Source organism: Leclercia sp. UBA5076 (genome assembly GCF_002416465.1).
Taxonomy (GTDB): domain Bacteria; phylum Pseudomonadota; class Gammaproteobacteria; order Enterobacterales; family Enterobacteriaceae; genus Enterobacter.
Genome location: NZ_DIAO01000021.1, coordinates 1 through 22,779, shown reverse-complemented (window position 1 = coordinate 22,779; position 22,779 = coordinate 1). Strand labels below are relative to the sequence as shown.

Genomic DNA, 22,779 nt, shown 5'->3' with positions numbered 1-22,779 from the left:
GACCGGGTTAATTTTTTATTTAACCTGACGGTTATTATCTGCTTTAAGCTCTTCCCAGGATGCTTCGAGTATCCAGAGACATTTAGCGCCATCGCTCGTTTTCAGTAACGCCTGCCGCGTACGCTGGTAGAACGCCTCGATCTCTACCGCTGATTTCTCGGTCGGAGGGGTACAGATGATGTCGCTACCAATCATGTGCGGCCATTTTCCAGCATCAATGGTTTGCAGCACCCGGAGCGTAACGGTGGTGTTCGTTGACAAGGCTAAGGCCATCGCGTCTTCAAGTTGTTGAGCCTGCTTAACGTCAGCCATTGCAGCCAGCACCGGGATCTGTTCAATCCACTCCGCCTCGCCAGCAGCCACGCCGTGCAGAGCGGAAGGCCAATCTGTTTCTTCAGCCATTGCCGGAAGTGAGATAATCGCTAGCAGTAAAACGGCCAGCCACTTCATCGCACCACCTCCAGATCGGTGCTGTCGCGGATTATCTGCCGACGTGTCGACAACGAAAGAATAATACAGCCTGCAGATGCGAACCCTGCAGGTCCTTCGATTCGTTCGCCATGTATACGAAACGCTGAGCGACCAAAGCTCTCGCCGGTGACTTGCTCAAGAATGATAGTTACCGGTCCTTTTGAATTTGAATGCCCTGAGATTTTATAGGTCCCTCTTGGTATAGGTCCCAATCCCCTGACATGCTGACGGTCAGGATTGTTTTTATTGGTGAGTGCGCCGGAGTAGCCGGTCTCGATTAGCTTGCCATCTTTATACATCTTGCCAGTCGACTGCTCATACTTCCATCCCATTACCTTCTCCTTATGCCGTCTTACGGTCGTTCCAGCTGTCTGCATGCATAATGTTACCATCGGCATAGCGCCACGTTATTTTTTCATACAACAGCTCCACCAGCTCAATGTGATTATGTTTCTCATAATCTGGATCTTTGACATCCAGCATCATTGGGCAGACGCTGACAACCTTTACGCCCTCCATAAGAGTTGAAAAGTATTCCACCTCTTGTCCTGCGTCATTAATGCGGTAAAACTTCAACTCAGCGGATTTAAGCTTCTGGCCCGTGCTAACGGCCTTGTAGAGATAGGGACTGGAGGCGTCGATCTCTTTATCGAATGAGTAGGGAGAATGTACACGCAGGCTGGTTGCCTTGCCGTTGTGCTTGTCGGTGGGTTGCATTACGCCATGATTGAGGCCGATGACTTCTATGCTGCCTTCACGCCCGTAGACGTCGACAGAACCTTTAATATCTGCACCACCGTCGTCTTTAAGCCATAAATACGCCGGAATTGCCATTTGAGTTAAACTCCATTTAAGAAAATCCTGTAATGTTATGCACTTACATGCCAGTCCACGCTATAGCTTAAAAAATCATCCGTCAACTTTTGTGCGACGGTACATAAAACGATCTGATGTTTCCTTGATGCAAATAAAAAAGACCGGAAAAACCTGACCGGGGTCTGATAACGAACCTATTTACTATTGTATTCGCGGATAGGCCGGGTGGCGGCTGCGCCTTACCCGGCCTACGGTATTACAGGCCCGTGCAAGCCCTGCGCCGCCGGGCAAGAACGGTTACGTCGGCTTACGCGCCAGCATCGTGGCAAAACGCAGCTTAATGCGGTTCCCCTGGGCGTCGGTGCGGTGCAGCTCGCCCACCTCCTCGTTATATTTCAGCAGTTCCCAGCCCGCATAGTAGTCGCTTAACTCGCCGGTTTTAAACGCGAACGGGAAGCCGACGTTGCACGGATAATCGTCGGTATCCATTGCGGCCACAATCAGGTTATAGCCGCCGGGTTTCGTGCAGCGCTGCATGTTGTCGATAAGATTGGGGATGGTTTCCGCCTGCAGGAACATCATCACCACGGTAGAGAGAATAAAATCGTATTCGCCGTCAAAGCGCAGGATGTTGATATCCTGGACCGCCGTCTGCAGGTTAGTGATCCCCTCTTTCGCCTTGATGCTCTCGATATTCTCGATGCCCATCGGACTTTTATCCCACGCGGTGACGTCAAAGCCGTTCGCCGCAAGGTAGAGGCTGTTTCGCCCGTTGCCGCAGCCGAGATCCAGCGTCTTGCCCGGCTTAACAATCCCGGCGCTGTAGAGCACTTCGGAGTGGGTACGGGTCAGGCCATATTTTTCGGTAAAGTAGTTCTCATCAAACACAGTCATTCTTTTTCCTCAGCTTGCATAAGCGTTGCTTTGTCTGCACGAACCAACAGTTTCCCCTGCATCAACAGGATAAACGTACGCACCAGTAATAGCGCAATGATGGCATTGGTAAAAATAAAGAGCGGAATGGCGATGGCGTGAAAGAAACCGGACGGGCTACTCTGCCCCAGATGCAAGCCGGTGGTGGCCAGCGCCGAGACGCCGAACGAAAAGCTCCAGAATGAAGCATTAAAGGGCTGCGACAGATACCAGGGCATCAGCCGCAGGGTAAAGAGTAATTGCAACAGGCCATAGCCGAACAGCATTTTGGCAAAGGTATCCGCCTCGCCGCCGTTGACGCTGAGCCACGCGCTACAGGCCACCAGCGCAGGGGCCAGCTGAATACCGAGAGATGAGCGCATTGGCGCAGGCAGTTCACCCGCGCTGCGCAGCCGTTGCAGTATCACTGGTTCCAGGCTCAGCCAGGAGAAGACCCCCGCGCCGAGAAACACCAGCCCGGCATCGTGAAACCCGAGTGCGCCGCAGGCCATGGCGCTGATAAAGTTGTTAGCCACCGTCGGCAGGTAGAGCCCCGGGGTGGTCGCCTCCTCCGGATGTTTGCCGCGCCACAGCCCGGCGGACTGCCACGCCGCATAGCTCAACTGCACCACCACGCCCACGCTGAACAAGGCCAGCGCCAGCGGGCGATACCAGGGCACAAAGCCAATCGCCACCAGCATGGTGGTGGCCGGGAACAGACTCACAAAGCTGCTCATTACCGGATGACGCATCTCCGCCAGGACGCTGCCGGGAAACCGCACCGCGCGGGTGATAAACGCCACGGTTAACAGCAGCCAGATCGTCATCGCCAGCAACACCAGCATCTCCCCCGGCCAGTGCGGCACCGGCCAGATGGTGCTGGCATAGCGCCAGGCGAAGCCCATACCAATCGTACCCAGCACCATACCGTAGTAGCCAGCGGGCAAATTAAGAACGCGTTCAGCGGGTTGAGTCTTGTACATTTTTTTTAAGCTATAAATTATATTTGAAATGCTAGTTTAAGGAGTTTCATTTGCCGATGCCACTCTTTCGATCAAGCCAAAGTTTGCTACGGTTAGTAAAGAGGACAACTGCGGACACAGTGATGAATAAATATCAACTCAGCGAAGAGAGCCGTCTGCACCACTGGCAGGATGGCGAGACCAAAACAGCGGTAAAAGTACGCCAGATTATCGCCGCGCGTGATTTCAGCGATGTGAAAAGCGGCACCCGGGGGGGCTGGATCGATGACCAATCGGCGCTCTCGCAGGAGGATGACTGCTGGATCTACGACGAGAACAGCGTGGTCTTTGCCGGGGCACAGGTGAGCGGTAACGCGCGCCTTACCCGGCCATGCGTAATTAGTCATCAGGCGTCTGTCGGCGATAACGCATGGGTTGACGGAGCCGAGATCGGCCACGGCGCGCGCTTAAGTGACAACGTCACCGTTCAGTCTTCGGTGGTGCGTGGTGAATGCCATCTGTTTGGTAATGCCCGCATCCTGCACAACAGCATGGTGATCGCCGCTAAAGGGTTAACCCCGGACAATGAGCAGATCCTGCGTATTTTTGGCGAGGCCACGGTCAGCCAGTCGCGGGTGGTACATCAGGCGCAGATCTACGGCAACGCCAATGTCAGCTACGCCTTTGTTGAGCATCGCGCTGAAATTTTTGACAACGCGCTGATCGAAGGCAACGAAGTGAACAACGTCTGGGTATGCGACTGCGCCAAAGTGTACGGCAACGCGCGCCTGCTCGCGGGGCTGGAGGAGGATGCCATCCCTACCCTGCGCTACAGCTCCCAGGTGGCGGAAAATGCCCTGGTTGAGGGCAACTGCGTGATTAAACACCATGTGCTGATTGGCGGCGAAGCCTGGCTACGCGGCGGACCGATTTTAATAGATGACAAAGTGGTGATTCAGGGTCGGGCACGCATTCGCGGGGAAGTGCTGATCGAGCATCATATTGAGATTACCGATGACGCGGTGATTGAGGCGGCGGAAGGCGAGATGATCCACCTGCGCGGTGAGAAGGTGATTAACGGCGCGCAGCATATCACCCGCACGCCGCTGATTGGTGCATTATGAGGTGCAGATCCGGGCATAGATGTTCTGGTCGTCATAGCCTCCGTTGAGGAATTCCGCCTCTTTCAGACACCCTTCCAGCACAAAGCCGTTGCGCAGCGCCACCTGATTGCTGGCGGCGTTGTCAACGCGGCACTTGATGACGAAACGGCGGATCTCTCCGCGTCCGGCGTAGTGGCGGATAAAGGCCTCCAGTGCCTGGGACAAAATACCCTGCCCCTGATGCGCTTCATCCAGCCAGTAGCCGATATAGCCGGTTTTATTCAGCGGCTCGATGGCGTTAAACGACAGCACCCCCACCAGCGCATTATCGTGAAAAATCAGGAACATCTTGGCGTAACCCCGTTGATGCAGCATCTGGTTGCTCTGAATGTTCTGGCGGGTGTCCTCTTCGGTGCCGACATATTGCGGCCAGTTAAGGTAGTCCTGTAACCACGCCCGGTTTTTGATCACCAGATTATGCAGCTCGGAGGTGTAACGCTCGTCGGCGGCACGCAGTTCGATATGCGCATTGACGGGAATGATCTCTTCAGTTGGTGTGGTCATCGTGCTTCCTCTGCAACGCCGGGCGGCGCATGCGCTTGCCCGGCCTACGGTTTGGTGCAGTTCGTAGGCCGGGTAAGGCGCAGCCGCCACCCGGCAAAGGCTTAACGCATTACGCGGTCGTCTACATACTGACGTTTATCCGGCGCGGGCGGGAAATAGTGATACAGCCAGGTTTCGCTGATCGCTTCGCCCTGACAGCGCAGGAACATCCGTATATCCACCGTATCGGTCGAATCGCTGGTCGGGTACCAGTCGAACAGGATGCGATAGCCATCGAACGGCTCCACATAGAGGATCTCAATCTGCTTCGCTTCGCCACTGGAGAGGGTGATTACCGGCTCGATCCCTTTTGGCGCGGCCGCTTTCAGATCGCCGCCGACAAAATCGACCGCAAAACGGCGCGCCCACACCTTCGGATAGTGCTCGCCAGGGGCCCAGCCTTCCGGGAAGCCGCCCATGCCGGTACGGGTGGCCAGCACGTTTGCCAGCGGGGAACGGACCGGCGGCCTGGCGCTCCAGTAGAGACGGTACTGGAAGTTCAGTTTATCCCCCGCCTTCACCGGTTTTTCCGGCTGCCAGAAGCAGACCACGTTATCCAGGGTTTCGCCGGTGGTCGGGATCTCCATCAGCCCGACGGTGCCTTTGCCCCACTGGTTACGCGGCTCAACCCACAGGCTTGGGCGCTTGTTGTACCAGCCCATGATGTCCTGATAGTGGGAGAAGTCGCGGTCAAGCTGGAGCAGACCAAAACCTTTCGGGTTTTTGTCGGTATAGGCGTTGTATTGCAGCTTTTGCGGGTTATTCAGCGGGCGGCAAACCCATTCGCCGTTGCCGCGCCACATCGCCAGACGATCGGAGTCGTGGATCTGCGGATGAATGGTGTCGCAGACGCGGCGCTCGTTGTTGCCGCAGGCGAACATGCTGGTCATCGGGGCAATACCCAACTGCTGGATCTCTTTACGGGCGTAGAGATGGTTTTCGACATCCATGATCACCTGGGTCTTCTCGCAGTGGATCACAAACTTATAGGCCCCGGTGATGCTCGGGCTGTCGAGCAGGGTGTAGACCGTGAAGGTGGTCGCCCCGGGTTTAACGGTTTCAAACCAGAAGGCGGTGAAGTCCGGGAACTCCTCGGTGCTGTCGGCGTAGGTGTTCAGCGCCAGGCCGCGGGCGGAGAGCCCATACTGATAGGTGTCGTCAACCGCGCGGAAGTAGCTCGCGCCGAGGAAAGAGACGATATCGCGGCGCGCCAGCTCCGGCGATTTAAAGGCGCGGAAACCGGCGAAGCCTAAGTCGCTCTGCCCTTCCAGCTGCTTAGTATCGACCCCCGCGTCGTGGTAGTTGAAGAGTTCCGGGCGGAAGTGGATCTCACGCGCCTGGGCGGTCTGGTTATCCAGGGAGAACATGCGCACCCGACGGCGGAAGCCCATCCCGACGTGGAAGAACTGCACATCAAGCTGGCGGTTTTCGATGTTGTTCCACAGCGACTGCTTTGGATCGTACTGGATGCTGTTATAAGCCTGCGGTGTCAGTGTTGCCAGCGTATCCGGCAGCGGACGCGGCGCACCACCCCACGGTGTTTGCGCCAGGTCGTGAGCCATGGATTGCAGCACAGAAAAGTCGAAACGGCGGCTGGTGCCGTCCGCAATATCCGATTCAGCTGCACTGGCCGCCTGGGAAAAGAGTGCGGCGAAACCGGAAGTTCCGCTTACTGCGGCGACGGCCAGAGATCCTTTTAAAAAACGTCTGCGATTCATGCCTGGAAAAACGTCCTTATGGTCGTGGGGTGGTGGGTTTCGCTTAAGGCGAAACAACGGCAAGAAAGAACATCATTAAAAGGGCACAGCCTAAACAAAAACGGTTAAGAATCCAATTGTTGGCAGGCGAGAATATGAACAAAGCGCGAAAGAATTTTCTGTCGAGGGGAATTGCCTGAAACGGAGGTAAAGTTATGTTTAAAAAAGCCCCCGACGGACATCATCGTCGGAGGCTTAGCGTAAGATGATTATTTCACGCTGACATCGATGCCCGGGAAGTACTTCTGCGCAAGCTTGTCGATAGTGCCGTCAGCACGGACTTTATCAATGGCGGCATCAAGCTGCTTTTTGGTGGCCTCATCGCCTTTACGCAGGCCATAGCCGATCCCGCTGCCCAGGATGGTGTCATCGGCGACCGGCTTACCGATAAAGCCAAAGCCTTTCCCCTGTGGCTTGCTCAGGAAGCCCGCCTGTCCGGCGGCAGACATCACCAGCGAGGCGTCAATACGGCCATTCAGCAGATCGCCCCAGGCCATGTTCTGATCTTTATACGACACCACGGTGACACCCTGTTTTTCCCAGTGCTCCTTGGCGTAGGTTTCCTGAATGGAGCCCTGCAACACGCCCACGGTCTTGCCCTTCAGCCCTTCCGGGGTGGCGTCCACCGCGCTACCGGTCTTGCCCACCAGCTGAGATGGAATACGGTAGATCGGCTGGGTGAAGTCGATGCTCTGGCGACGCTGGTCGGTGATGTTCATCGCCGAGTTGATGGCGTCGAATTTCTTCGCCACCAGCCCCGGGATCAGCGCGTCAAACGAGGTTTCAACCCAGCTGCACTTCAGGGCCGCCGCCGCGCAAATTGCGTTCCCCAGCTCAATATCAAACCCTTCCAGTTCACCCGAGGCGTTACGGCTCTCAAAAGGCGGATACTCAGCTTCTACGCCGTAACGTAATTCGGTTGCGGCAAGTGAGGAAAACGAACACAGCAACCCCAGGCCGACAACGAAGGCTTTTACTTTCATATCTGAACTCCTTAGCGTGGTTTTACCCGACACAGGGCCTGCGCACCTGCCCGTAATGTCGCCTCATCTTTGGCAAAAGAGAGACGGATTAATTTGTTATCTGTCCCGTCGGTATAGAACGCCGAGAGCGGGATCGTGGCAACACCGTAATCAACAATCAGCCGTTTCACCATCTCGCTGTCGCGTTCATCGCTGAAGTGGCGGTAATCCGCCAGCAGGAAGAAGGAGCCTGCGCTCGGCAGCAGGCGGAACGGTGAGTCGGCCAGCAGGTTGACCAGCAGATCGCGTTTGCGCTGGTAGAACGCAGCCAGCGACAGCCAGGTTTGCGGATCGGCCATATGTTCAGCAAACGCATACTGCATAGGGGTATCGGCAGAGAACATCAAAAACTGATGGATTTTGCAGATCTCATCCATCAACGGCGCCGGGGCGACACAGTAGCCGACGCGCCAGCCGGTGACGTGGTAGGTTTTGCCAAACGACGAGACGATCACGCTGCGCTCCGCCAGCCCCGGATGGGTAGCCATGCCGTGATGCGGCACGTCGTCAAACACCACGTGCTCGTACACTTCGTCAGAGAGAATAATGATATCGGTGTTGCGGGTGATCGCCGCAAGCTGCGCCAGATCCTCCGCCGAGAAGACCTGCCCGCTCGGGTTATGCGGCGTGTTGACAATAATCATCCGGGTGCGCGAGGTAATAGCGGCGCGCACTTCATCCCAGTTAACGGCAAAATCCGGCACCGTCAGCTTGATGGCTACCGGCGTGGCGCCCTGCAGACGGACAATCGGCGCGTAGCTGTCGAACGACGGCTCAAAGTAGATCACCTCATCACCAGCATGCACCAGCCCGCTGATGGCCGAATAGAGCCCTTCGCTGGCGCTGGCGGTAACTAACACTTCGCTGGCAGGATCGTACTGCGTACCGTAGAGGGAGGCGATCTTATCGGCGATGCGTTCCTTCAGCGACGCCAGCCCGGTCATGGACGCGTACTGGTTGTGGCCCGCCTGCATGGCGCGGTGGACACCTGCCACCAGCGCGGGATCGCAGTCGAAATTCGGCGCCCCCTGAGAAAGGTTGATGGCATTGTGTTCAGCGGAGAGCTGACCGATAACGGTAAAAATCGTGGTGCCAACGTCCGGCAGTTTGGATCGGGGTTGTATCGGAGTACGCAGCGTCATCGGAATTTCCTCTGGTGAATAGTGCATAACTATTCAACCTGAACGCTATTGTGGCGACAATCGAATTGTTGTCATAATAGCCATGATAAAAAATCATACCTGGAGGTTCTGTGTCGCATCGCGCATTCCCGCTCACTGCCGTTGAGGCGTTTATTGTTACCGCCCGACATCTGAATCTGACCCATGCGGCAAAAGAGCTCTGCCTGACCCAGGGGGCGGTGAGCCGTAAGATCGCCGCGCTGGAAAGCTGGTTTGGTTTTCCGCTGTTTGAGCGCCACGCCCGCGGGCTGCGTCTCTCCTCTCAGGGCAGCGCCCTGCTGCCGGATTTGCGCGCGTCGTATGAACACTTTCTCACGGTGGCGGACCAGGCCCGGGCGCAACAAACCGTGGTGCGCCTGAAGGTGCCCACCTGCGCCATGCGCTGGCTGGTACCGCGGCTGTTGCAGGTGGAGCGCGAGCAGCCTGAATTGCAGATTGCCCTGACCACCACCAATGAACACAGCGTCAACTTCAAAACCGAATCCTATGATGCCGCCATTGTCTTTGGCACCCATCTGAGCGCGGGCGATCTGCTGTTTGAAGAGGCATTAACACCGGTATTAAGTCCCCTGCGCCAGGGCACAGCGGTGGAGTCGCTTACCTACCTGCACCCGACGCGGGATAAAACCGACTGGTCGCTGTGGCTGGAGAAACAGGCCGTACAGCCGCCTGCCATGCACAAAAATCAACACTTCGACACCATGGATCTGGCGATCACTGCCGCTATTCAGGGGCTGGGCGTCGCCATTGCCGACGAGACGCTGGTGGCGGAGGATATCCGCGCCGGGCGGCTGGTGCGGCCCTATGCCAGCAGCGTAAGAACCGGCGCCAGCTACCGGCTGGTGCTGCGGGAGTCGCGCGGCAAAGCGGCGGGGCTGGCCGCCTTTCGCGCGTGTCTGCTTAATCCAGGCTGACGTGGTGTTTCATCACCCGTTTAAACAGCACCATGCGGGCGCGCATAAATCGGTTTTCAAGCTTAAATCCCGCATGTTTATTCACTCCGATACGTAGCAAAACGTCCCGCCTGCGGTGACAGGCAGGCCAGCGCGTCGGGCCATTCAGCGTGTCGCACTCCCGGCTGGCATGGCGGGCAAAGTTGACCCAGTAGTCGGCAACCTGGGCGGCAAAGGCCAGGTCGTTGGCATTAACATACTGTCGGGCAGGCTCGGCGAGGGTAAGCGTATCAAACACATACGGCACCTCGTTGCCATGCCAGGCCCCGTTGATGTAAGTGGCATGTTCGGCTTCGGCTACATAATCGAACCAGTAGCGCCAGCACGGCTCCCCTACCCGCTGCTGGGCCTGCATCACGACAAACCCCAGGGTGGTGAAGGCCATATCGCGGCATACCTGACGCCCCAGTTCGGTATCGTCTTTGACGCCGGGATAGAGCAGCTTGATCAGCCCCAGTCCCAGCCGCCGCTCCCGGCGCAGCTTCTGGATCTGTCCGGCGAGATCGATGCCAAACACCGCCATCACGCTCGCTTCATCGCTGTTGGAACCGACCATGATCGGCACCGGATGGTGGCGGGCGGCAAAAAAGACCTCCAGCATCGGCTCCGGCAACACACAATCCCCATGGATCGGCGCGGGGGCTATGTTGTGCGGTGCCGTCAGCGGCCAGAAAGCCTCAGGTGGGATCGCCCGCAACTGCTCTGCGGTGGCGTTTTCCAGCCCAAAATGGGCCGCCAACGCCTCGCCTTTTTTAAGCGCCTGCTCCCGGGGCGTGTCCGGCAGGGTGTAGCCGCTCTGGATTATCGCCTTATGAAACAGCCCCTTTGCCAGCGGCGAGGCGAGCAATGACAGCACGCTCCGCGCCCCGGCAGATTCACCAAACAGGGTGATGTTCGCCGGATCACCGCCAAAGGCAGCAATGTTGTCGCGCACCCACTCCAGGGCCGCTATCTGATCGAGCAGGGCAAAATTGTGTACCACCCGCTCCTCTTCTCCCGCCAGCGCCGGATGGGCAAAAAAGCCCAGGTGGCCGAGCCGGTAGTTGAGCGTCACCACCACGACCCCGCGCTGGGCCAGCGCTTTACCATCGTAGGGTGGCAGCCCGCCTGCGCCAATGGTAAAGCCGCCGCCGTGCAGCCAGACCATTACCGGCAGCGGCGCGGCACGTTCCATCGGCGACCAGACGTTCAGATAGAGGCAATCCTCCGAGAAACGGCCCGGATCGCCCCCACCCAACTGCTGGCAGTACTCGCTGCTTTGCCAGCTTGAGGGCGAAAAGGTGGTGGCCTGGCGCACGCCCTGCCAGCTTGCCACCGGCTGCGGCGAACGCCAGCGTAATGTGCCCACCGGCGGCGCGGCATAGGGAATGGCGCGCCAGACCTGTACATCGCCATCGGTTATGCCGCAGATATCGCCCTGGCACGTGGTCACTATCGGGGAAGAGACGTTTTCCATATCGACCTTCAGTTGCTATCACATCCCCGCAGAGTACCGTTTTTAAAGCAAACCGCAACGTCGCTTGCTGCGCTCTTCCGCCTCCTGATAGAGGGTGAACTCGTCCAGCACCGGGCAGCCCAGCGCCTCTTCAAAGGCATCACGGCTGGCATTGCCGCGGGTGCGGGCCTGGGTTTCGTTACCAAGGTTGGACTGGAAGATCCCGGCGGCACTCACCGGCAGGAAATCTTCATAGGTGATGGGCTGGGCGACCACCCAGCCGCGCTCGATGAGCGGCTGCGGATCGTCACCGGGTCCAAAGGCGTGGCGGTGCGCCTCTCCTGCCGGGGTCAGGCGGTAGCGGAACCACGCCAGTCCCTGGCGACGCAGGAAGATATCGCTGTCGGGAAAGGCCTGGAAAACCTCCTGCAGATGCAGCTGGTGGGTCAGATTATCCTTGCCGGTCCCGGCCTCCGCCAGCAGGCGGTCATAGAGCTCGCGCCCTTTCGGGGTTAACGCCACGCCGCGCTGTTCAATTTCGCCAAAACGCGCGGTATGGGTTCCGCGCTCTTCTCCGGCAAACAGTACCGGCTCCTCCAGCGCCTTAAAGCTGGTCTGACGCAGCAGAAGCGGCGTCTCCCTGCGCGGCGGCCCCTCGATGAGCATCTTCGGCTCGATGCCATATTCCGGCATTAACGCCTGCACCCGGTCGATATCCAGCGTGCGCGGCGTCAGGTGGTTGATATGGCAGCCCGGGAAGCAGACCACGTCGGCAATCAGCCGGTGTTCGTTGTGCAGCGCCAGGTATGTCTCATGATCGACCGTGGCGTGACGATGCCAGCGGAAGGTTTCCAGCGCCTCCTGAACAAACTCGTCGGCCTGCGCCGGGGTGAACGCTCCTTCCGCCTCGTGCAGGTCAATCAGCGCCAGGCAGCGGGGAGTAAAGATGTTACGCCGGGCGAGGATCTCTGCCGCTTTTTCGCGCAGGGCCACGTTGTCGATCAGTTCCAGGCGCAGCAGCGAGGTAAAGATACGAAACGGGTTACGGCACAGCGCGGCATCGTCTACCGGGCGAAAGGCGGTCGAGTGGACCGGCACCCCGGCCTGGGAGAGATCGTAATAGCTGACCGGGAACATCCCCATAATGGCGAACATACGTCGCAGGGTCGCCAGCTCCAGGGCCGTACCAACACGGATCGCCCCGTGGCGTTCGAGGTTGAGACGGGCGAGTTCATCCGCGTTGGCCAGTTGTTCGTGCAGCTTCGGGTTATTTTCCAGTACCGCCAGATTCACATCCGCTACCAGCTCCAGCAAAGTGCCGTACTGCGGAACTTCCTGCTGGTACATCGCCGACATAGCCTGCGAAAAGTTTTCCCGAATATCATCAGCCGTGATGGTGTTCGCCATGATGTCATGCCTCCAGTGAATATTACCTGGAGTGTAGAGAAGGCCGTTGCTGCTGTTTGGAAGAATTTACGAATTGTGATCTGAGTGGTTGGCTGCCTGTTTTTCATGCTTCGCTGTTAAAGAAGGATTAAAGCCCCGATCTGAAGTGAAACGAAAATATCCGCTAACAAACATTTATATCCTGCATTATTAATAGTGGCAGCACTGTACATATTTTAACTTTTATTATTCTGATTATTTATTGAAATTCCCGCTGTCATTAACCCCATAGCAAAATTATTCGCTCATTTTCCGCACTATGAATAAATGATAATTATTATCGCAACAGTGTGAATTTTCCGCCGTTAAATCTGGTTAATGACCCTCTTTGATAAATATCAACCACCTCTTTTAAAGCATCAGGGAAAATAATGACATTTTTTATGAGGGAATAATATGTCTGTACCTGAAAACAATGAAGATGCCTTCCCGTCCGGGGTGTCGCGCAGAAGTTTCCTGAAGGCGGGTTCCGCCGCCATCGCCTTGCCTTTTTTGACCTCCGGGCGTGCAAGCGCCTCTACCCCTGGCGCAGAGGCCCCTGCGGTGGGTACGACGCCTGCCGCACGGGTGGTGCAAACCTGCAGTACCTTTGACTGCGGCGGTAAATGCGATATTCGTGCGCATATTGCCGATGGCGTAGTGACCCAAATTACGACCCGGCCGGATGCCGCACTCGATCCCGATATGCCGGTGATGCGAGCCTGTGTGCGCGGTCGTAGCTATCGTAAATTTGTTTATCATCCCGATCGTCTGAAATATCCCATGAAACGGGTAGGTAAGCGTGGCGAAGGTAAATTTGAACGCATATCCTGGGATGAGGCGACAACCCTGATCGCGGATAATATTACCCGCATTACGAAGAAATATGGTCCTGAATCCCGCTTCGTGCACAATAATACCGCAGTCAGCGGCGGCACTTTTTCCGGCGATAAAATGATGCGCCGTTTATTGAACCTGACCGGCGGGCATCTGGAATATTACCACTCCGTCAGTATGGGCAATACCGCCGCCGCCACACCTTATACCTACGGTACGGTCGCTACCGGCAATTCCCTTGATACGTTGCAGGATACCCGCCTGGTGATCCTCTGGGGGCATAACCCGACGGAAACCATTTTCGGCCATACCAACCACTATTTTCAGCAGATGAAGCAGAACGGCACCCGCTTTATTGTCGTCGACCCGCGCTACTCCGATACCGTGTCGTCGCTGGCCGATGAGTGGGTTCCGCTTTTACCGTCAACCGATAACGCGTTGATGGATGCGATGATGTACGTCATCGTCAGCGAAAACCTGCACGATAAAGCCTTTATCGATCGCTATACCCTGGGCTTTGATGAGGAGAACATGCCGGAAGGGGTGCCCGCTAACGAGTCGCTGGTAGCCTATCTGATGGGCAAAAAAGATGGTGTGGTGAAAACGCCGGAATGGGCAGAAAAAATCACCCACGTCCCGGCCCAGACCATTCGCCAGCTCGCCCGCGACTACGCCACCACCAAACCCGCGGCGCTGATCCAGGGATGGGGGCCGCAGCGCCATATCTGCGGCGAGCGCACCGCCCGTGGCTCCACGCTGCTGGCGACCATCACCGGTAACGTCGGCGTAAAAGGCGGCTGGGCAGCGGGCTACGGCGGCATCGGCAACCGTAAGTTTGCCACCGGCCCGGAGATGCCGGACAACCCGGTGAAAGAAAAAATCTCGATCATGAACTGGGTGCAGGCCGCCGATGATGCCAGCAAGGTGACGCCGGAAGATGGCCTGACGGGGGCAACGCAGCTGAAGAGCAATATCCGGCTCCTGTTCTCGCTGGCGGGCAACTATCTCGCCAACCAGAACCCGGATATTCATCAGGCGGTGAAAGTCCTGGAAGATGAATCCAAAATTGAGTTTATTGTCGCAAGCGATCTCTACCTGACGCCCAGCGCCCGCTATGCGGATCTCCTGCTGCCGGAAACCAGCTTTATGGAGCGCTGGAACATTGGCGAAAGCTGGGGTACCGGCAGCTATCTGATTCTGTCCGAAAAGATCGTTGAGCCTGAGTTCGAACGTCGCTCTGACTATGACTGGCAGCGGGAAGTGGCGGCGAAGCTGGGTATCGAAGCGCAGTTCAGCGAAGGCCGCAGCGAGAAAGAGTGGATTGAGCACATCTGGGAGCAGACGCGCCTCTCCATGCCAGATGAACATCTGCCTACCTTTAGCGAGTTACAGCAACAGCGTCAGCATCTGTTCAAAAGCAAACCGCTTATCGCCTTCGAAGCGAACATCCGCGACCCGGAGAATAACCCGTTCCCGACACCATCGGGCAAAATTGAGATCTTCTCAAAGCGGCTCTATGACATGCATAACCCGGACATCCCTGCCCTGTCGCACTACGTTCCAGCCCAGGAAGGCCCTGAAGATGAGCTGACGAAACAGTTCCCGCTGCAGCTCATCACCTGGAAGGGCAAAAACCGCGCTAACTCCACCCAGTACGCCAACCCGTGGCTGCAGGAGGTGCAGGTTCAGAAGCTGTGGATCAACCCGCTGGATGCGGAAAAACGCGGCATTCGCCAGGGTGACACGGTCCGTATTCATAACCAGCGCGGCATCTGCCAGGTGCCGGCAGAAGTGACCGTCCGGATCATGCCTGGGGTCGTCGCCATGCAGGCTGGCGCCTGGTGGCTACCGGACGCTAACGGCGTCGATCTCGGCGGTTGTCCAAACGTTCTTAGCTCGGCGCGTATCACTCCGCTTGCTAAAGGTAATGCTCATCAAACCATGCTTGTGGAGGTCGCAAAGTATGACGCAGCAGTTTAATGATTTTCCACCCGTCAGCGATAAACAGCTGGGGTTCTTTATCGACTCGTCCCGCTGCTCAGGCTGTAAAGCCTGCCAGGTGGCCTGCAAGGATAAACATAATCTCGAGGTGGGCCGTCGCTTCCGCCGCGTTTACGAGGTGAAAGGCGGCGGGTTTATCCCAACCGGACAGGGCGGCATGGCGCAGAACGTCTTCGCCTATACCCTGTCGATCTCCTGCAACCACTGCGCAGATCCGATCTGCACTAAAAACTGCCCGACAACGGCCATGCACAAGCGGCCCGGCGACGGCATCGTGCGGGTTGATACCCGCAAATGTGTGGGCTGCGGCTACTGCGCCTGGTCGTGTCCTTATGGCGCGCCGCAGATGAATGAAGAGACGGGCCAGATGTCCAAATGCGATTTTTGCGTCGATCTGCAGGCCAAAGGAGAACAGCCGATCTGCGTCGCTACCTGTCCGCTGGGTGCCATCAAGTTCGGCCCGATTGACGAACTGCGCGCCCGCTACGGCAGCGTCTGTGATGTGCAGGGACTGCCGGATTCATCCATCACGCATCCTAACCTGGTGATCAAGCCACACCAGGGCGCTGAGAAAGAGGAGCAACCGCATGCATGAGTTGCCGTTACTGATATTTACCCTTCTGGTACAGGGTTCCGTTGGCATCACGCTGTTCCTCACGCTCAGCGCGGGTGCGGCAAAACCGCTCCCGCAGGCAACGCGCCAGCTGCTGCCGGTGTTGCTGACAGCCTGCGTGATGGGTGGCCTGGGGTTAATCGCCTCCACCCTGCACCTGGGCTATCCGCTGAACGCCTTTAACGCGCTGCGCCACGTCGCCAGCTCGTGGTTAAGCCGTGAAATCGTCTTTGCCAGCTTCTATCTGGCTGTGCTGGGGCTGTGTACGCTGATCCTGCTGGTGAAAAAGCGACTGGTCAGCGTCCTGTTGCCCGTTGCGGCGCTGCTGGGGCTGATTGACGTCTGGTGCATGAGCGCCATTTACGCCAACAGCTCTATCATCACCTGGATGCACTTCAACACCTGGCTGATGTTCTATGGTGCGGTGGGCATCCTCGGCGCGGTGGGGATGGCCTGGCTGCCGATCCTCAACACCGGGCCGGTAATGCAGACGCGCAATACCCTGTTACGCCTGGCGGTGGTGTGCGTGGTGGGCATTGTCGCGATCCGCCTGCTGGCGCAGCCGGCATACATGGATTATCTGGCCAACGCGCCGCTGAAGAGCGTGGTGACCCTGCCTCATCAGCCGCTGGAGGCATTTGCCCGGCTTGAAGGGCTGCGCCTGGTCTGCTGGGTCGCCTCTGTCGTCGGAGCGGTACTGTTTGCCGTAAGCGGCTGGCGCAACCGCAGAACCGGGCTTCTGGCCGGTGGCGTGCTGCTGGTGCTGGCGGAGATCGCGTTCCGCTTTGTTTTCTTTAACATTCACTGATGGCTATTTTTCGCCTTAACGCTAAGCCCCCTGCGCCCCCCGGCGTGGGGGCTTCTTGTTTGCGCCGCACCTTCCCTCGCCACCCCTGCCGCGCCTGCGCAGACGCGTGCCCGGTGGCGGCTATTACCCTTTCCGCCGCCGGGCAGACGATCGATGACGCAAGCTGTCTGCGCTGCGGTAACTGCCTCTTTCCGTGTCCCACCGACGCCCCGGAAAATCTGACTCCCACGCTCAGGAACTATCAGGCCGATCGCTTAGTCGCGCCGTTTTCAGCCTGCATAACCGCCGATGAATTATTGATGTGGCATTTCCAGTACGCCATCCGGGGCGTGGCGCTGGAGAGCGCCGATCATCCGGTGTGGGTCCGGGTCGTCGCCGAATTAAACCTCACCCTGCGGCAGCTCCGGGAGCCGGAGTGGCAGATTTTTCCGCCGACGCCCCGCGCCGTTAACCCGCTACGTCGTCACTGGCTGCACATCCCCGAGGAGAACGTCCAGTCAGGCCGGGTCAGCGCCGGTCGCCGCGCCCGCAGAGCGTTATTATCGTCCTTCAGCGAGTATCAGTTCTCCTTGTCGTTGTCCCTGTGTATGGCCTGCGGCGCCTGCGCCAGAGCCTGCCCTGAAAATGCGCTTCAAATAACTGAGACGGCGCTGGCGTGGGACCCTGCCCGCTGTACGGGCTGTAACAGTTGTACCGCGGTCTGTTTTTCCGCTGCGATCCGCATTGAGCACCAGCTACAGGCCGCAACGCCACAACGCTATCCGTTTGCGGTAAAAACCTGTCGTAGCTGCCATCACACCTTCTACACCTTCTCCCCTGAGGCGGATCGCTGTCATATCTGCCAGCGCCACGCTTTCGCAATGCGGGAAGCGTAACCCCTTTAATGTTGCCATTTTGTTATGCAAAATGGCTCTCTCCCCCTACATCTTCTCACCAGGTCTCCCCTGATAGCGCATGTAAGCGACAGATTTTATTCGATGCTTTACTAAAACTGATGAAATGTTAATGATATTTTGCTATCAAGTTATCAAAATTAAATAACTTTTCTTGTCACGCTGAAGGCTCTGTTTTTAACATCGCTTATGGAAAAAAATGGCTTGTTTTCTCAGCGCATTCGTCTGCGCCATCTTCATACTTTTGTGGCCGTCGCTCAGCAGGGTACGCTTGGGCGCGCGGCTGAAACCCTTAATCTGAGCCAGCCTGCGCTTTCAAAAACGCTGAACGAGCTGGAGCAGCTCACCGGCACGCGGCTGTTCGAACGCGGGCGCCTGGGCGCGCAACTGACGCTCATGGGCGAGCAGTTCCTGACTCATGCCGTCAAAGTCCTGGATGCCCTGAATACCGCGGGCCAGTCGCTGACGCGGCGTAACGATGTGGTGCCCGATGTCGTGCGCATTGGTGCCCTGCCCACCGCGGCGCTGGGCATTTTGCCGGCGGTCATCGGCCAGTTCCACAAGCAGCAGCGCAACATCACCTTGCAGGTCGCCACCATGAATAACACCATGCTGCTGGCGGGCCTGAAGTCGGGCGAGCTGGATCTGGGGATCGGCAGAATGTCGGACCCGGAGCTGATGAGCGGCCTGAACTATGAGCTGCTCTTCCTGGAGTCCCTGAAGCTGGTGGTCCGTCCGCGCCATCCCATCCTCAACGATACCGTGACCCTCAGCCGGGTGATGGAGTGGCCGGTGGTGGTGTCGCCGAAAGGCACCGTGCCGCGCCAGAATGCCGAAACCTTGCTGCAAACCCAGGGATGCAAACTGCCACCAGGCTGCATTGAAACCCTCTCGGCCTCGCTGTCGCGTCAGCTGACGGTCGATTATGACTATGTCTGGTTTGTCCCGTCCGGGGCAGTGAAAGAGGATCTGCGTCAGGGCACGCTGGTGGCGTTGCCGGTGACAACGCCCGGTCCAGGCGAACCGATTGGGGTATTAACCCGCGTGGACGCCCCGCTCTCCGCCGCCACCCAGACGCTGCTGAGCGCGATACGTAAATCGATGCCAGTCTAATCTCACCCCTCTCCAGCCCGTCGTGATGACGGGCTTTTTGTTTCCATTACTCAAATAATGCGAAATCATTCATTAACAATTGCACTAAACAATTTAACAGATTTATCATACCCGCCGATTTCACCAAATGGTTCATTTTAATAACACAGCGGTGATCTCTCAGGCGCCACAATGGCGTCATGCCCGACATTTTCATTAAGGATCTTCTCTTCTGTTACCCATTTGGTTCAGGTTTGAATCTACCCTGGCCAGAGAAGAGGCGATTATTTCAGGAGACAGAAATGGCTATAGGTAATTCGCTACGTGGGTTCCCCCGGTTCCTGCAGTGGCTACTGGTTGGTCTGATGGCGATCATCGGGCTGGCCGTCGGTGGGCTGGGCTTTAAGCTCGCCACCGTAGGGGGAAGCTGGTACTTCCTGATCATGGGCGTGGTGATGCTGATCGCCGCATTCCTGATCGCACGCGGGCGCACCAGCGGTATTCTCCTTTACGCGGTGGCGTTTATCGCCTCGCTGATCTGGGCCGTAAGCGACGCAGGCTGGGATTTCTGGCCGCTCTTCTCACGCCTGTTCACTTTTGCGGTGCTGGCGTTCCTGGCCGCCCTTGTCTGGCCGTTCCTGCGCGGCGCAGATCGTCCGGTCAATAAAACCCCGGCGTTCGGCGTTGCCGCCGTGCTGGCGGTGTTGATGCTGGTGAGCCTTGGCTGGATGTTTAAACCGCAGACCCTGGTTGCCGCTAACGAACCCGTACCGGTAAAACCGGTGGCCGCGGGGCAGCAGCAGAAAAACTGGGCGCACTGGGGTAACACCACCCACGGCGACCGCTTTGCCGCCCTGGATCAGATTAACAAGCAGAACGTGAGCGATCTGAAAGTAGCCTGGGTTGCCCACACCGGCGACATTCCCCAGAGCAACGGCTCCGGGGCGGAAGATCAGAACACTCCGCTGCAGATTGGCGATACGCTCTACGTCTGTACGCCCTACAGCAAGGTGCTGGCGCTGGATGTCGACTCCGGCAAAGAGAAGTGGCGCTATGATTCCAAAGCCACCGCGCCAAACTGGCAGCGCTGCCGTGGTCTGGGCTATTTTGAAGAGAGTGCAAATGTGACAACGTCACAGGCTGAAACCCAGCCTGCCGCCTGTCCGCGTCGTCTGTTCCTGCCGACCACCGATGCCCGTCTTATCGCCATCAACGCCGATACCGGCAAGCTGTGTGAGGACTTCGGCGAGCATGGCGTGGTCGATCTCAGCGTCGGTATGGGTGAAGTGAAGCCTGGCTACTATCAGCAAACCTCCACCCCGCTGGTGGCGGGCAACGTCGTGGTGGTAGGTGGCCGCGTGGCGGATAACTTCTCCACCGATGAGCCGCCGGGCGTGGTGCGTGCCTATGATGTGCACAGCGGCAAGCTGGCCTGGGCCTGGGATCCGGGTAACCCGAACATCACCGGCCTGCCACCGGAAGGCCAGACCTATACCCGCGGGACGCCGAACGTCTGGTCAGCCATGTCCTATGACGCGAAGCTGAACCTGATCTACCTTCCGACCGGTAACGCCACCCCGGACTTCTGGGCCGGTCAGCGTACCGAACTGGATGATAAATACAGCTCCTCCATTGTGGCAGTGGATGCCACAACCGGTCAGGTACGCTGGCATTTCCAGACCACCCACCACGATCTCTGGGACTTCGACCTGCCGTCGCAGCCGCTGCTGTACGATCTGCCGGATGGTAAAGGCGGCTCCACGCCAGTGCTGGTGCAGACCAGCAAGCAGGGCATGATCTTTATGCTCAACCGCGAAACCGGCCAGCCGGTGGCGAAGGTGGAAGAGCGTCCGGTGCCTGCCGGAAATGTTGAAGGCGAGCGTTACTCCCCGACCCAGCCATACTCCGTCGGCATGCCGATGATTGGCAACCAGACCCTGACCGAATCGGATATGTGGGGCGCTACGCCGGTTGACCTGCTGCTCTGCCGCATCCAGTTTAAAGAGATGCGCCACCAGGGCGTCTTTACCCCGCCGGGTCTCGATCGCTCCCTGCAGTTCCCGGGCTCGCTCGGCGGCATGAACTGGGGCAGCGTCTCGGTTGACCCGAACAACAGCCTGATGTTCGTGAACGACATGCGCCTGGGGCTGGCGAACTACATGGTGCCGCGCGCCAACGTAGCCAAAAATGCCAGCGGGATTGAGATGGGGATTGTGCCGATGGACGGGACACCGTTCGGTGCGATGCGCGAACGCTTCCTGTCGCCGCTGGGTATTCCGTGCCAGAAACCGCCGTTCGGCACCCTGTCTGCCGTGGATCTGAAGTCCGGCAAGCTGGTGTGGCAGGTGCCGGTAGGTACTGTGGAAGATACCGGTCCGCTGGGCATCCGCATGCACATGCCAATCCCGATTGGCATGCCGACGCTGGGCGCGTCGCTCTCCACCCAGTCTGGCCTGCTGTTCTTCGCCGGTACGCAGGATTTCTACCTGCGCGCGTTCGATACCGCCAACGGGAAAGAGATCTGGAAAGACCGCCTGCCGGTGGGCAGCCAGTCCGGGCCGATGACCTACGTGTCGCCGAAAACCGGCAAGCAGTACATCATCATCAATGCGGGTGGCGCGCGTCAGTCTCCGGATCGTGGAGATTACATCATCGCCTATGCGCTGCCTGATAAGCAGTAATCGCCTTTAACCGTCGAGCCGGCTACCTTTGTGGCCGGCTTTTTTATTTCTACGGCTTAGCGGAGAGAGAATTTTCGATCCAGGTTGCCGTCTTGCCGTTCTGGTAACTGACCACCAGGTTCTGATGGACGCCTGCTGGCCAGCAGCTGCGTAAGACGGCGCGTTTTGTCTCATCAAAGAAAGGTTTATCCCCTGCGGCCCGGTAATCCGTCGCGCGGCCATTGAGCTTGACGTTAAACGAAACCGTCACCCTGCCGGAGTAGTTCTGCGCCGCGGCCTGCTCAGGATAGCGCGGCTGCACCCGGTATACGTCGCCGTCGCAGTCCGCCTGCCCGTTATCGACGGTCGATGTGCTGCCGCCCACCGGGAAAGATAACCCGACCCCCACTCCGCTGCTCCCCCCGCCGCCGCCGATCCCGATGCCGCCCACCCCCACGCTGCCGCCGGAGGCACACCCGGCCAGTAACCACGCTGTGCAAACCACCTGCGTAAATCGTTTCATCGTCCTGTTCCTCTTTAGCCCTTACATCCATCATAGCGGGGAATAAAAAAAGGGTTCATGTCGAAACATGAACCCTTTTTTGCCCGGCGGCGCTTCGCTTGCACGGGCCTACGGTTTTGTAGGCCGGGTAAGCGCAGCGCCACCCGGCAGGATGCGGCTGGGGATCAGAAGGTTTCCCAGTTATCCCCATCGGCAACCGCCGGACGCAGCGGTGCGGCTGGCGCGACAGGCGCCGCTTTACTGCTGCTGCGGGCCTGGCCCATACCCTGCAAGCGGAAGGCGCCTACCGCTTCGGTCAGACGGGCAGCCTGATCTTCCAGCGAGGCCGCCGCGGCGGAGGCTTCTTCCACCAGCGAGGCGTTCTGCTGGGTCACTTTATCCATCTCCGAGATCGCCTGGCTGACCTGCTCAATGCCCCGGCTCTGCTCGTCGGAAGCGGCGGCAATCTCCAGCATGATATCGGTGACGCGTTTAACCGCTTCCACGATTTCGCTCATGGTGTTACCTGCGGCAACCACTTCCCCGGAGCCCTGATCGATGAGCGAAACCGACTCGCTGATTAGCCCTTCAATCTCTTTCGCAGCGTTGGCGCTGCGGCTGGCCAGGGTGCGGACTTCGCTGGCGACCACCGCAAACCCGCGCCCTTGCTCACCGGCACGGGCGGCTTCCACCGCGGCGTTCAGCGCCAGGATGTTGGTCTGGAAGGCGATGC

The 22,779-nt window shown here is 58.1% G+C and carries 21 protein-coding genes; 8 read left to right on the top strand and 13 right to left on the bottom strand.

The features are described 5' to 3' along the window. Nucleotides 1-15: 15 nt before the first annotated feature. The 5 genes from B3X29_RS21185 to tehA form a co-directional block, all read right to left on the bottom strand. On the bottom strand, nt 16-450 hold the full coding sequence (locus B3X29_RS21185; protein ID WP_159339365.1) for a hypothetical protein: 435 nt from the start codon (nt 448-450) through the stop codon (nt 16-18). Further along, the gene (locus B3X29_RS21180; RefSeq protein WP_103179726.1) at nt 447-803 is read right to left on the bottom strand and encodes a tlde1 domain-containing protein; all 357 of its coding nucleotides are present in this window, start codon (nt 801-803) and stop codon (nt 447-449) included. Before B3X29_RS21180 ends, B3X29_RS21185 begins: the two co-directional genes overlap by 4 nt. Before the next feature lie 10 nt (nt 804-813). Further along, nucleotides 814-1,305: an Hcp family type VI secretion system effector gene (locus B3X29_RS21175; RefSeq protein ID WP_103179727.1), complete on the bottom strand. Its 492-nt coding sequence runs from the start codon at nt 1,303-1,305 to the stop codon at nt 814-816. 279 nt (nt 1,306-1,584) lie between these two features. Further along, a complete protein-coding gene (gene tehB / locus B3X29_RS21170; protein WP_159339366.1) occupies nt 1,585-2,181 on the bottom strand; it encodes a tellurite resistance methyltransferase TehB in 597 nt (198 codons plus the stop codon). After that, entirely contained in the window at nt 2,178-3,182 is a 1,005-nt protein-coding gene (gene tehA / locus B3X29_RS21165; protein WP_103179729.1) for a dicarboxylate transporter/tellurite-resistance protein TehA, read from the bottom strand. The genes tehB and tehA overlap by 4 nt, the downstream gene beginning before the upstream one ends. 122 nt (nt 3,183-3,304) lie before the next feature. Between tehA and ydcK the strand changes: the two genes are divergently transcribed. Further along, a complete protein-coding gene (gene ydcK, locus B3X29_RS21160; protein ID WP_159339367.1) occupies nt 3,305-4,285 on the top strand; it encodes a YdcK family protein in 981 nt (326 codons plus the stop codon). Here ydcK and rimL read toward each other — a convergent pair. From rimL to B3X29_RS21140, 4 genes are all read right to left on the bottom strand, one after another. After that, nucleotides 4,280-4,828, bottom strand: coding sequence for a 50S ribosomal protein L7/L12-serine acetyltransferase (rimL, locus tag B3X29_RS21155; RefSeq protein WP_103179731.1), 549 nt, complete (start codon nt 4,826-4,828; stop codon nt 4,280-4,282). The two genes, ydcK and rimL, sit on opposite strands and share 6 nt — an antisense overlap. Before the next feature lie 101 nt (nt 4,829-4,929). Continuing rightward, nucleotides 4,930-6,585 (bottom strand): glucan biosynthesis protein D, encoded by a 1,656-nt coding sequence (locus B3X29_RS21150; RefSeq protein ID WP_103179732.1) that lies wholly within the window; start codon nt 6,583-6,585, stop codon nt 4,930-4,932. A 248-nt stretch (nt 6,586-6,833) separates the two neighbouring features. Continuing rightward, nucleotides 6,834-7,607 (bottom strand): ABC transporter substrate-binding protein, encoded by a 774-nt coding sequence (locus B3X29_RS21145; protein ID WP_103179733.1) that lies wholly within the window; start codon nt 7,605-7,607, stop codon nt 6,834-6,836. 11 nt (nt 7,608-7,618) lie between these two features. Beyond that, nucleotides 7,619-8,788: a pyridoxal phosphate-dependent aminotransferase gene (locus B3X29_RS21140; RefSeq protein WP_156654573.1), complete on the bottom strand. Its 1,170-nt coding sequence runs from the start codon at nt 8,786-8,788 to the stop codon at nt 7,619-7,621. A gap of 110 nt (nt 8,789-8,898) precedes the next feature. On the opposite strand from B3X29_RS21140, the gene B3X29_RS21135 reads away from it, so the two are divergent. Next, the gene (locus B3X29_RS21135; protein ID WP_156654574.1) at nt 8,899-9,741 is read left to right on the top strand and encodes a LysR family transcriptional regulator; all 843 of its coding nucleotides are present in this window, start codon (nt 8,899-8,901) and stop codon (nt 9,739-9,741) included. Here B3X29_RS21135 and B3X29_RS21130 read toward each other — a convergent pair. Next, nucleotides 9,728-11,236, bottom strand: a complete 1,509-nt coding sequence (locus tag B3X29_RS21130) for a carboxylesterase/lipase family protein (RefSeq protein ID WP_103179736.1) — start codon at nt 11,234-11,236, stop codon at nt 9,728-9,730. The genes B3X29_RS21135 and B3X29_RS21130 overlap by 14 nt on opposite strands. Before the next feature lie 42 nt (nt 11,237-11,278). After that, on the bottom strand, nt 11,279-12,622 hold the full coding sequence (hglS, locus tag B3X29_RS21125) for a 2-oxoadipate dioxygenase/decarboxylase HglS (protein WP_159339369.1): 1,344 nt from the start codon (nt 12,620-12,622) through the stop codon (nt 11,279-11,281). Between the two features lie 435 nt (nt 12,623-13,057). Here hglS and B3X29_RS21120 point away from each other — a divergent pair, with 435 nt between their 5' ends. The 6 genes from B3X29_RS21120 (at nt 13,058) to B3X29_RS21095 (ending at nt 21,565) form a co-directional block, all read left to right on the top strand. Beyond that, the gene (locus B3X29_RS21120) at nt 13,058-15,457 is read left to right on the top strand and encodes a DMSO/selenate family reductase complex A subunit (protein ID WP_159339370.1); all 2,400 of its coding nucleotides are present in this window, start codon (nt 13,058-13,060) and stop codon (nt 15,455-15,457) included. Beyond that, nucleotides 15,441-16,073 carry a DMSO/selenate family reductase complex B subunit gene (locus B3X29_RS21115; RefSeq protein WP_103179739.1) on the top strand — a complete coding sequence of 211 codons (633 nt, stop codon included), beginning with the start codon at nt 15,441-15,443 and terminating at the stop codon, nt 16,071-16,073. Before B3X29_RS21120 ends, B3X29_RS21115 begins: the two co-directional genes overlap by 17 nt. Next, the gene (locus tag B3X29_RS21110; RefSeq protein WP_103179740.1) at nt 16,066-16,899 is read left to right on the top strand and encodes a dimethyl sulfoxide reductase anchor subunit family protein; all 834 of its coding nucleotides are present in this window, start codon (nt 16,066-16,068) and stop codon (nt 16,897-16,899) included. Before B3X29_RS21115 ends, B3X29_RS21110 begins: the two co-directional genes overlap by 8 nt. Next, on the top strand, nt 16,899-17,774 hold the full coding sequence (locus tag B3X29_RS21105) for a 4Fe-4S binding protein (protein WP_328797669.1): 876 nt from the start codon (nt 16,899-16,901) through the stop codon (nt 17,772-17,774). Before B3X29_RS21110 ends, B3X29_RS21105 begins: the two co-directional genes overlap by 1 nt. Nucleotides 17,775-17,981: 207 nt before the next feature. Further along, complete coding sequence (locus tag B3X29_RS21100) at nt 17,982-18,905, top strand: LysR substrate-binding domain-containing protein (RefSeq protein ID WP_103179742.1); 924 nt, start codon at nt 17,982-17,984, stop codon at nt 18,903-18,905. Nucleotides 18,906-19,186: 281 nt separating this feature from the next. Next, the gene (locus tag B3X29_RS21095; protein WP_159339372.1) at nt 19,187-21,565 is read left to right on the top strand and encodes a glucose/quinate/shikimate family membrane-bound PQQ-dependent dehydrogenase; all 2,379 of its coding nucleotides are present in this window, start codon (nt 19,187-19,189) and stop codon (nt 21,563-21,565) included. A 49-nt stretch (nt 21,566-21,614) separates the two neighbouring features. Here the strand turns inward: B3X29_RS21095 and B3X29_RS21090 are convergent, their stop codons facing one another. Next, a complete protein-coding gene (locus B3X29_RS21090; protein WP_159339373.1) occupies nt 21,615-22,067 on the bottom strand; it encodes an energy transducer TonB in 453 nt (150 codons plus the stop codon). A 164-nt stretch (nt 22,068-22,231) separates the two neighbouring features. Further along, on the bottom strand, nt 22,232-22,779 hold a 548-nt coding region (locus tag B3X29_RS21085; RefSeq protein ID WP_290567388.1), incomplete at its 5' end, for a methyl-accepting chemotaxis protein.

What these genes read in the sequence shown, in the direction of transcription:
- B3X29_RS21185 (WP_159339365.1), bottom strand. Translation starts at nt 450, where the DNA reads ATGAAGTGGCTGGCCGTTTTACTGCTAGCGATTATCTCACTTCCGGCA.
- B3X29_RS21180 (WP_103179726.1), bottom strand. Translation starts at nt 803, where the DNA reads ATGGGATGGAAGTATGAGCAGTCGACTGGCAAGATGTATAAAGATGGC.
- B3X29_RS21175 (WP_103179727.1), bottom strand. Translation starts at nt 1,305, where the DNA reads ATGGCAATTCCGGCGTATTTATGGCTTAAAGACGACGGTGGTGCAGAT.
- tehB (WP_159339366.1), bottom strand. Translation starts at nt 2,181, where the DNA reads ATGACTGTGTTTGATGAGAACTACTTTACCGAAAAATATGGCCTGACC.
- tehA (WP_103179729.1), bottom strand. Translation starts at nt 3,182, where the DNA reads ATGTACAAGACTCAACCCGCTGAACGCGTTCTTAATTTGCCCGCTGGC.
- ydcK (WP_159339367.1), top strand. Translation starts at nt 3,305, where the DNA reads ATGAATAAATATCAACTCAGCGAAGAGAGCCGTCTGCACCACTGGCAG.
- rimL (WP_103179731.1), bottom strand. Translation starts at nt 4,828, where the DNA reads ATGACCACACCAACTGAAGAGATCATTCCCGTCAATGCGCATATCGAA.
- B3X29_RS21150 (WP_103179732.1), bottom strand. Translation starts at nt 6,585, where the DNA reads ATGAATCGCAGACGTTTTTTAAAAGGATCTCTGGCCGTCGCCGCAGTA.
- B3X29_RS21145 (WP_103179733.1), bottom strand. Translation starts at nt 7,607, where the DNA reads ATGAAAGTAAAAGCCTTCGTTGTCGGCCTGGGGTTGCTGTGTTCGTTT.
- B3X29_RS21140 (WP_156654573.1), bottom strand. Translation starts at nt 8,788, where the DNA reads ATGACGCTGCGTACTCCGATACAACCCCGATCCAAACTGCCGGACGTT.
- B3X29_RS21130 (WP_103179736.1), bottom strand. Translation starts at nt 11,236, where the DNA reads ATGGAAAACGTCTCTTCCCCGATAGTGACCACGTGCCAGGGCGATATC.
- hglS (WP_159339369.1), bottom strand. Translation starts at nt 12,622, where the DNA reads ATGGCGAACACCATCACGGCTGATGATATTCGGGAAAACTTTTCGCAG.
- B3X29_RS21120 (WP_159339370.1), top strand. Translation starts at nt 13,058, where the DNA reads ATGTCTGTACCTGAAAACAATGAAGATGCCTTCCCGTCCGGGGTGTCG.
- B3X29_RS21115 (WP_103179739.1), top strand. Translation starts at nt 15,441, where the DNA reads ATGACGCAGCAGTTTAATGATTTTCCACCCGTCAGCGATAAACAGCTG.
- B3X29_RS21110 (WP_103179740.1), top strand. Translation starts at nt 16,066, where the DNA reads ATGCATGAGTTGCCGTTACTGATATTTACCCTTCTGGTACAGGGTTCC.
- B3X29_RS21105 (WP_328797669.1), top strand. Translation starts at nt 16,899, where the DNA reads ATGGCTATTTTTCGCCTTAACGCTAAGCCCCCTGCGCCCCCCGGCGTG.
- B3X29_RS21100 (WP_103179742.1), top strand. Translation starts at nt 17,982, where the DNA reads ATGGAAAAAAATGGCTTGTTTTCTCAGCGCATTCGTCTGCGCCATCTT.
- B3X29_RS21095 (WP_159339372.1), top strand. Translation starts at nt 19,187, where the DNA reads ATGGCTATAGGTAATTCGCTACGTGGGTTCCCCCGGTTCCTGCAGTGG.
- B3X29_RS21090 (WP_159339373.1), bottom strand. Translation starts at nt 22,067, where the DNA reads ATGAAACGATTTACGCAGGTGGTTTGCACAGCGTGGTTACTGGCCGGG.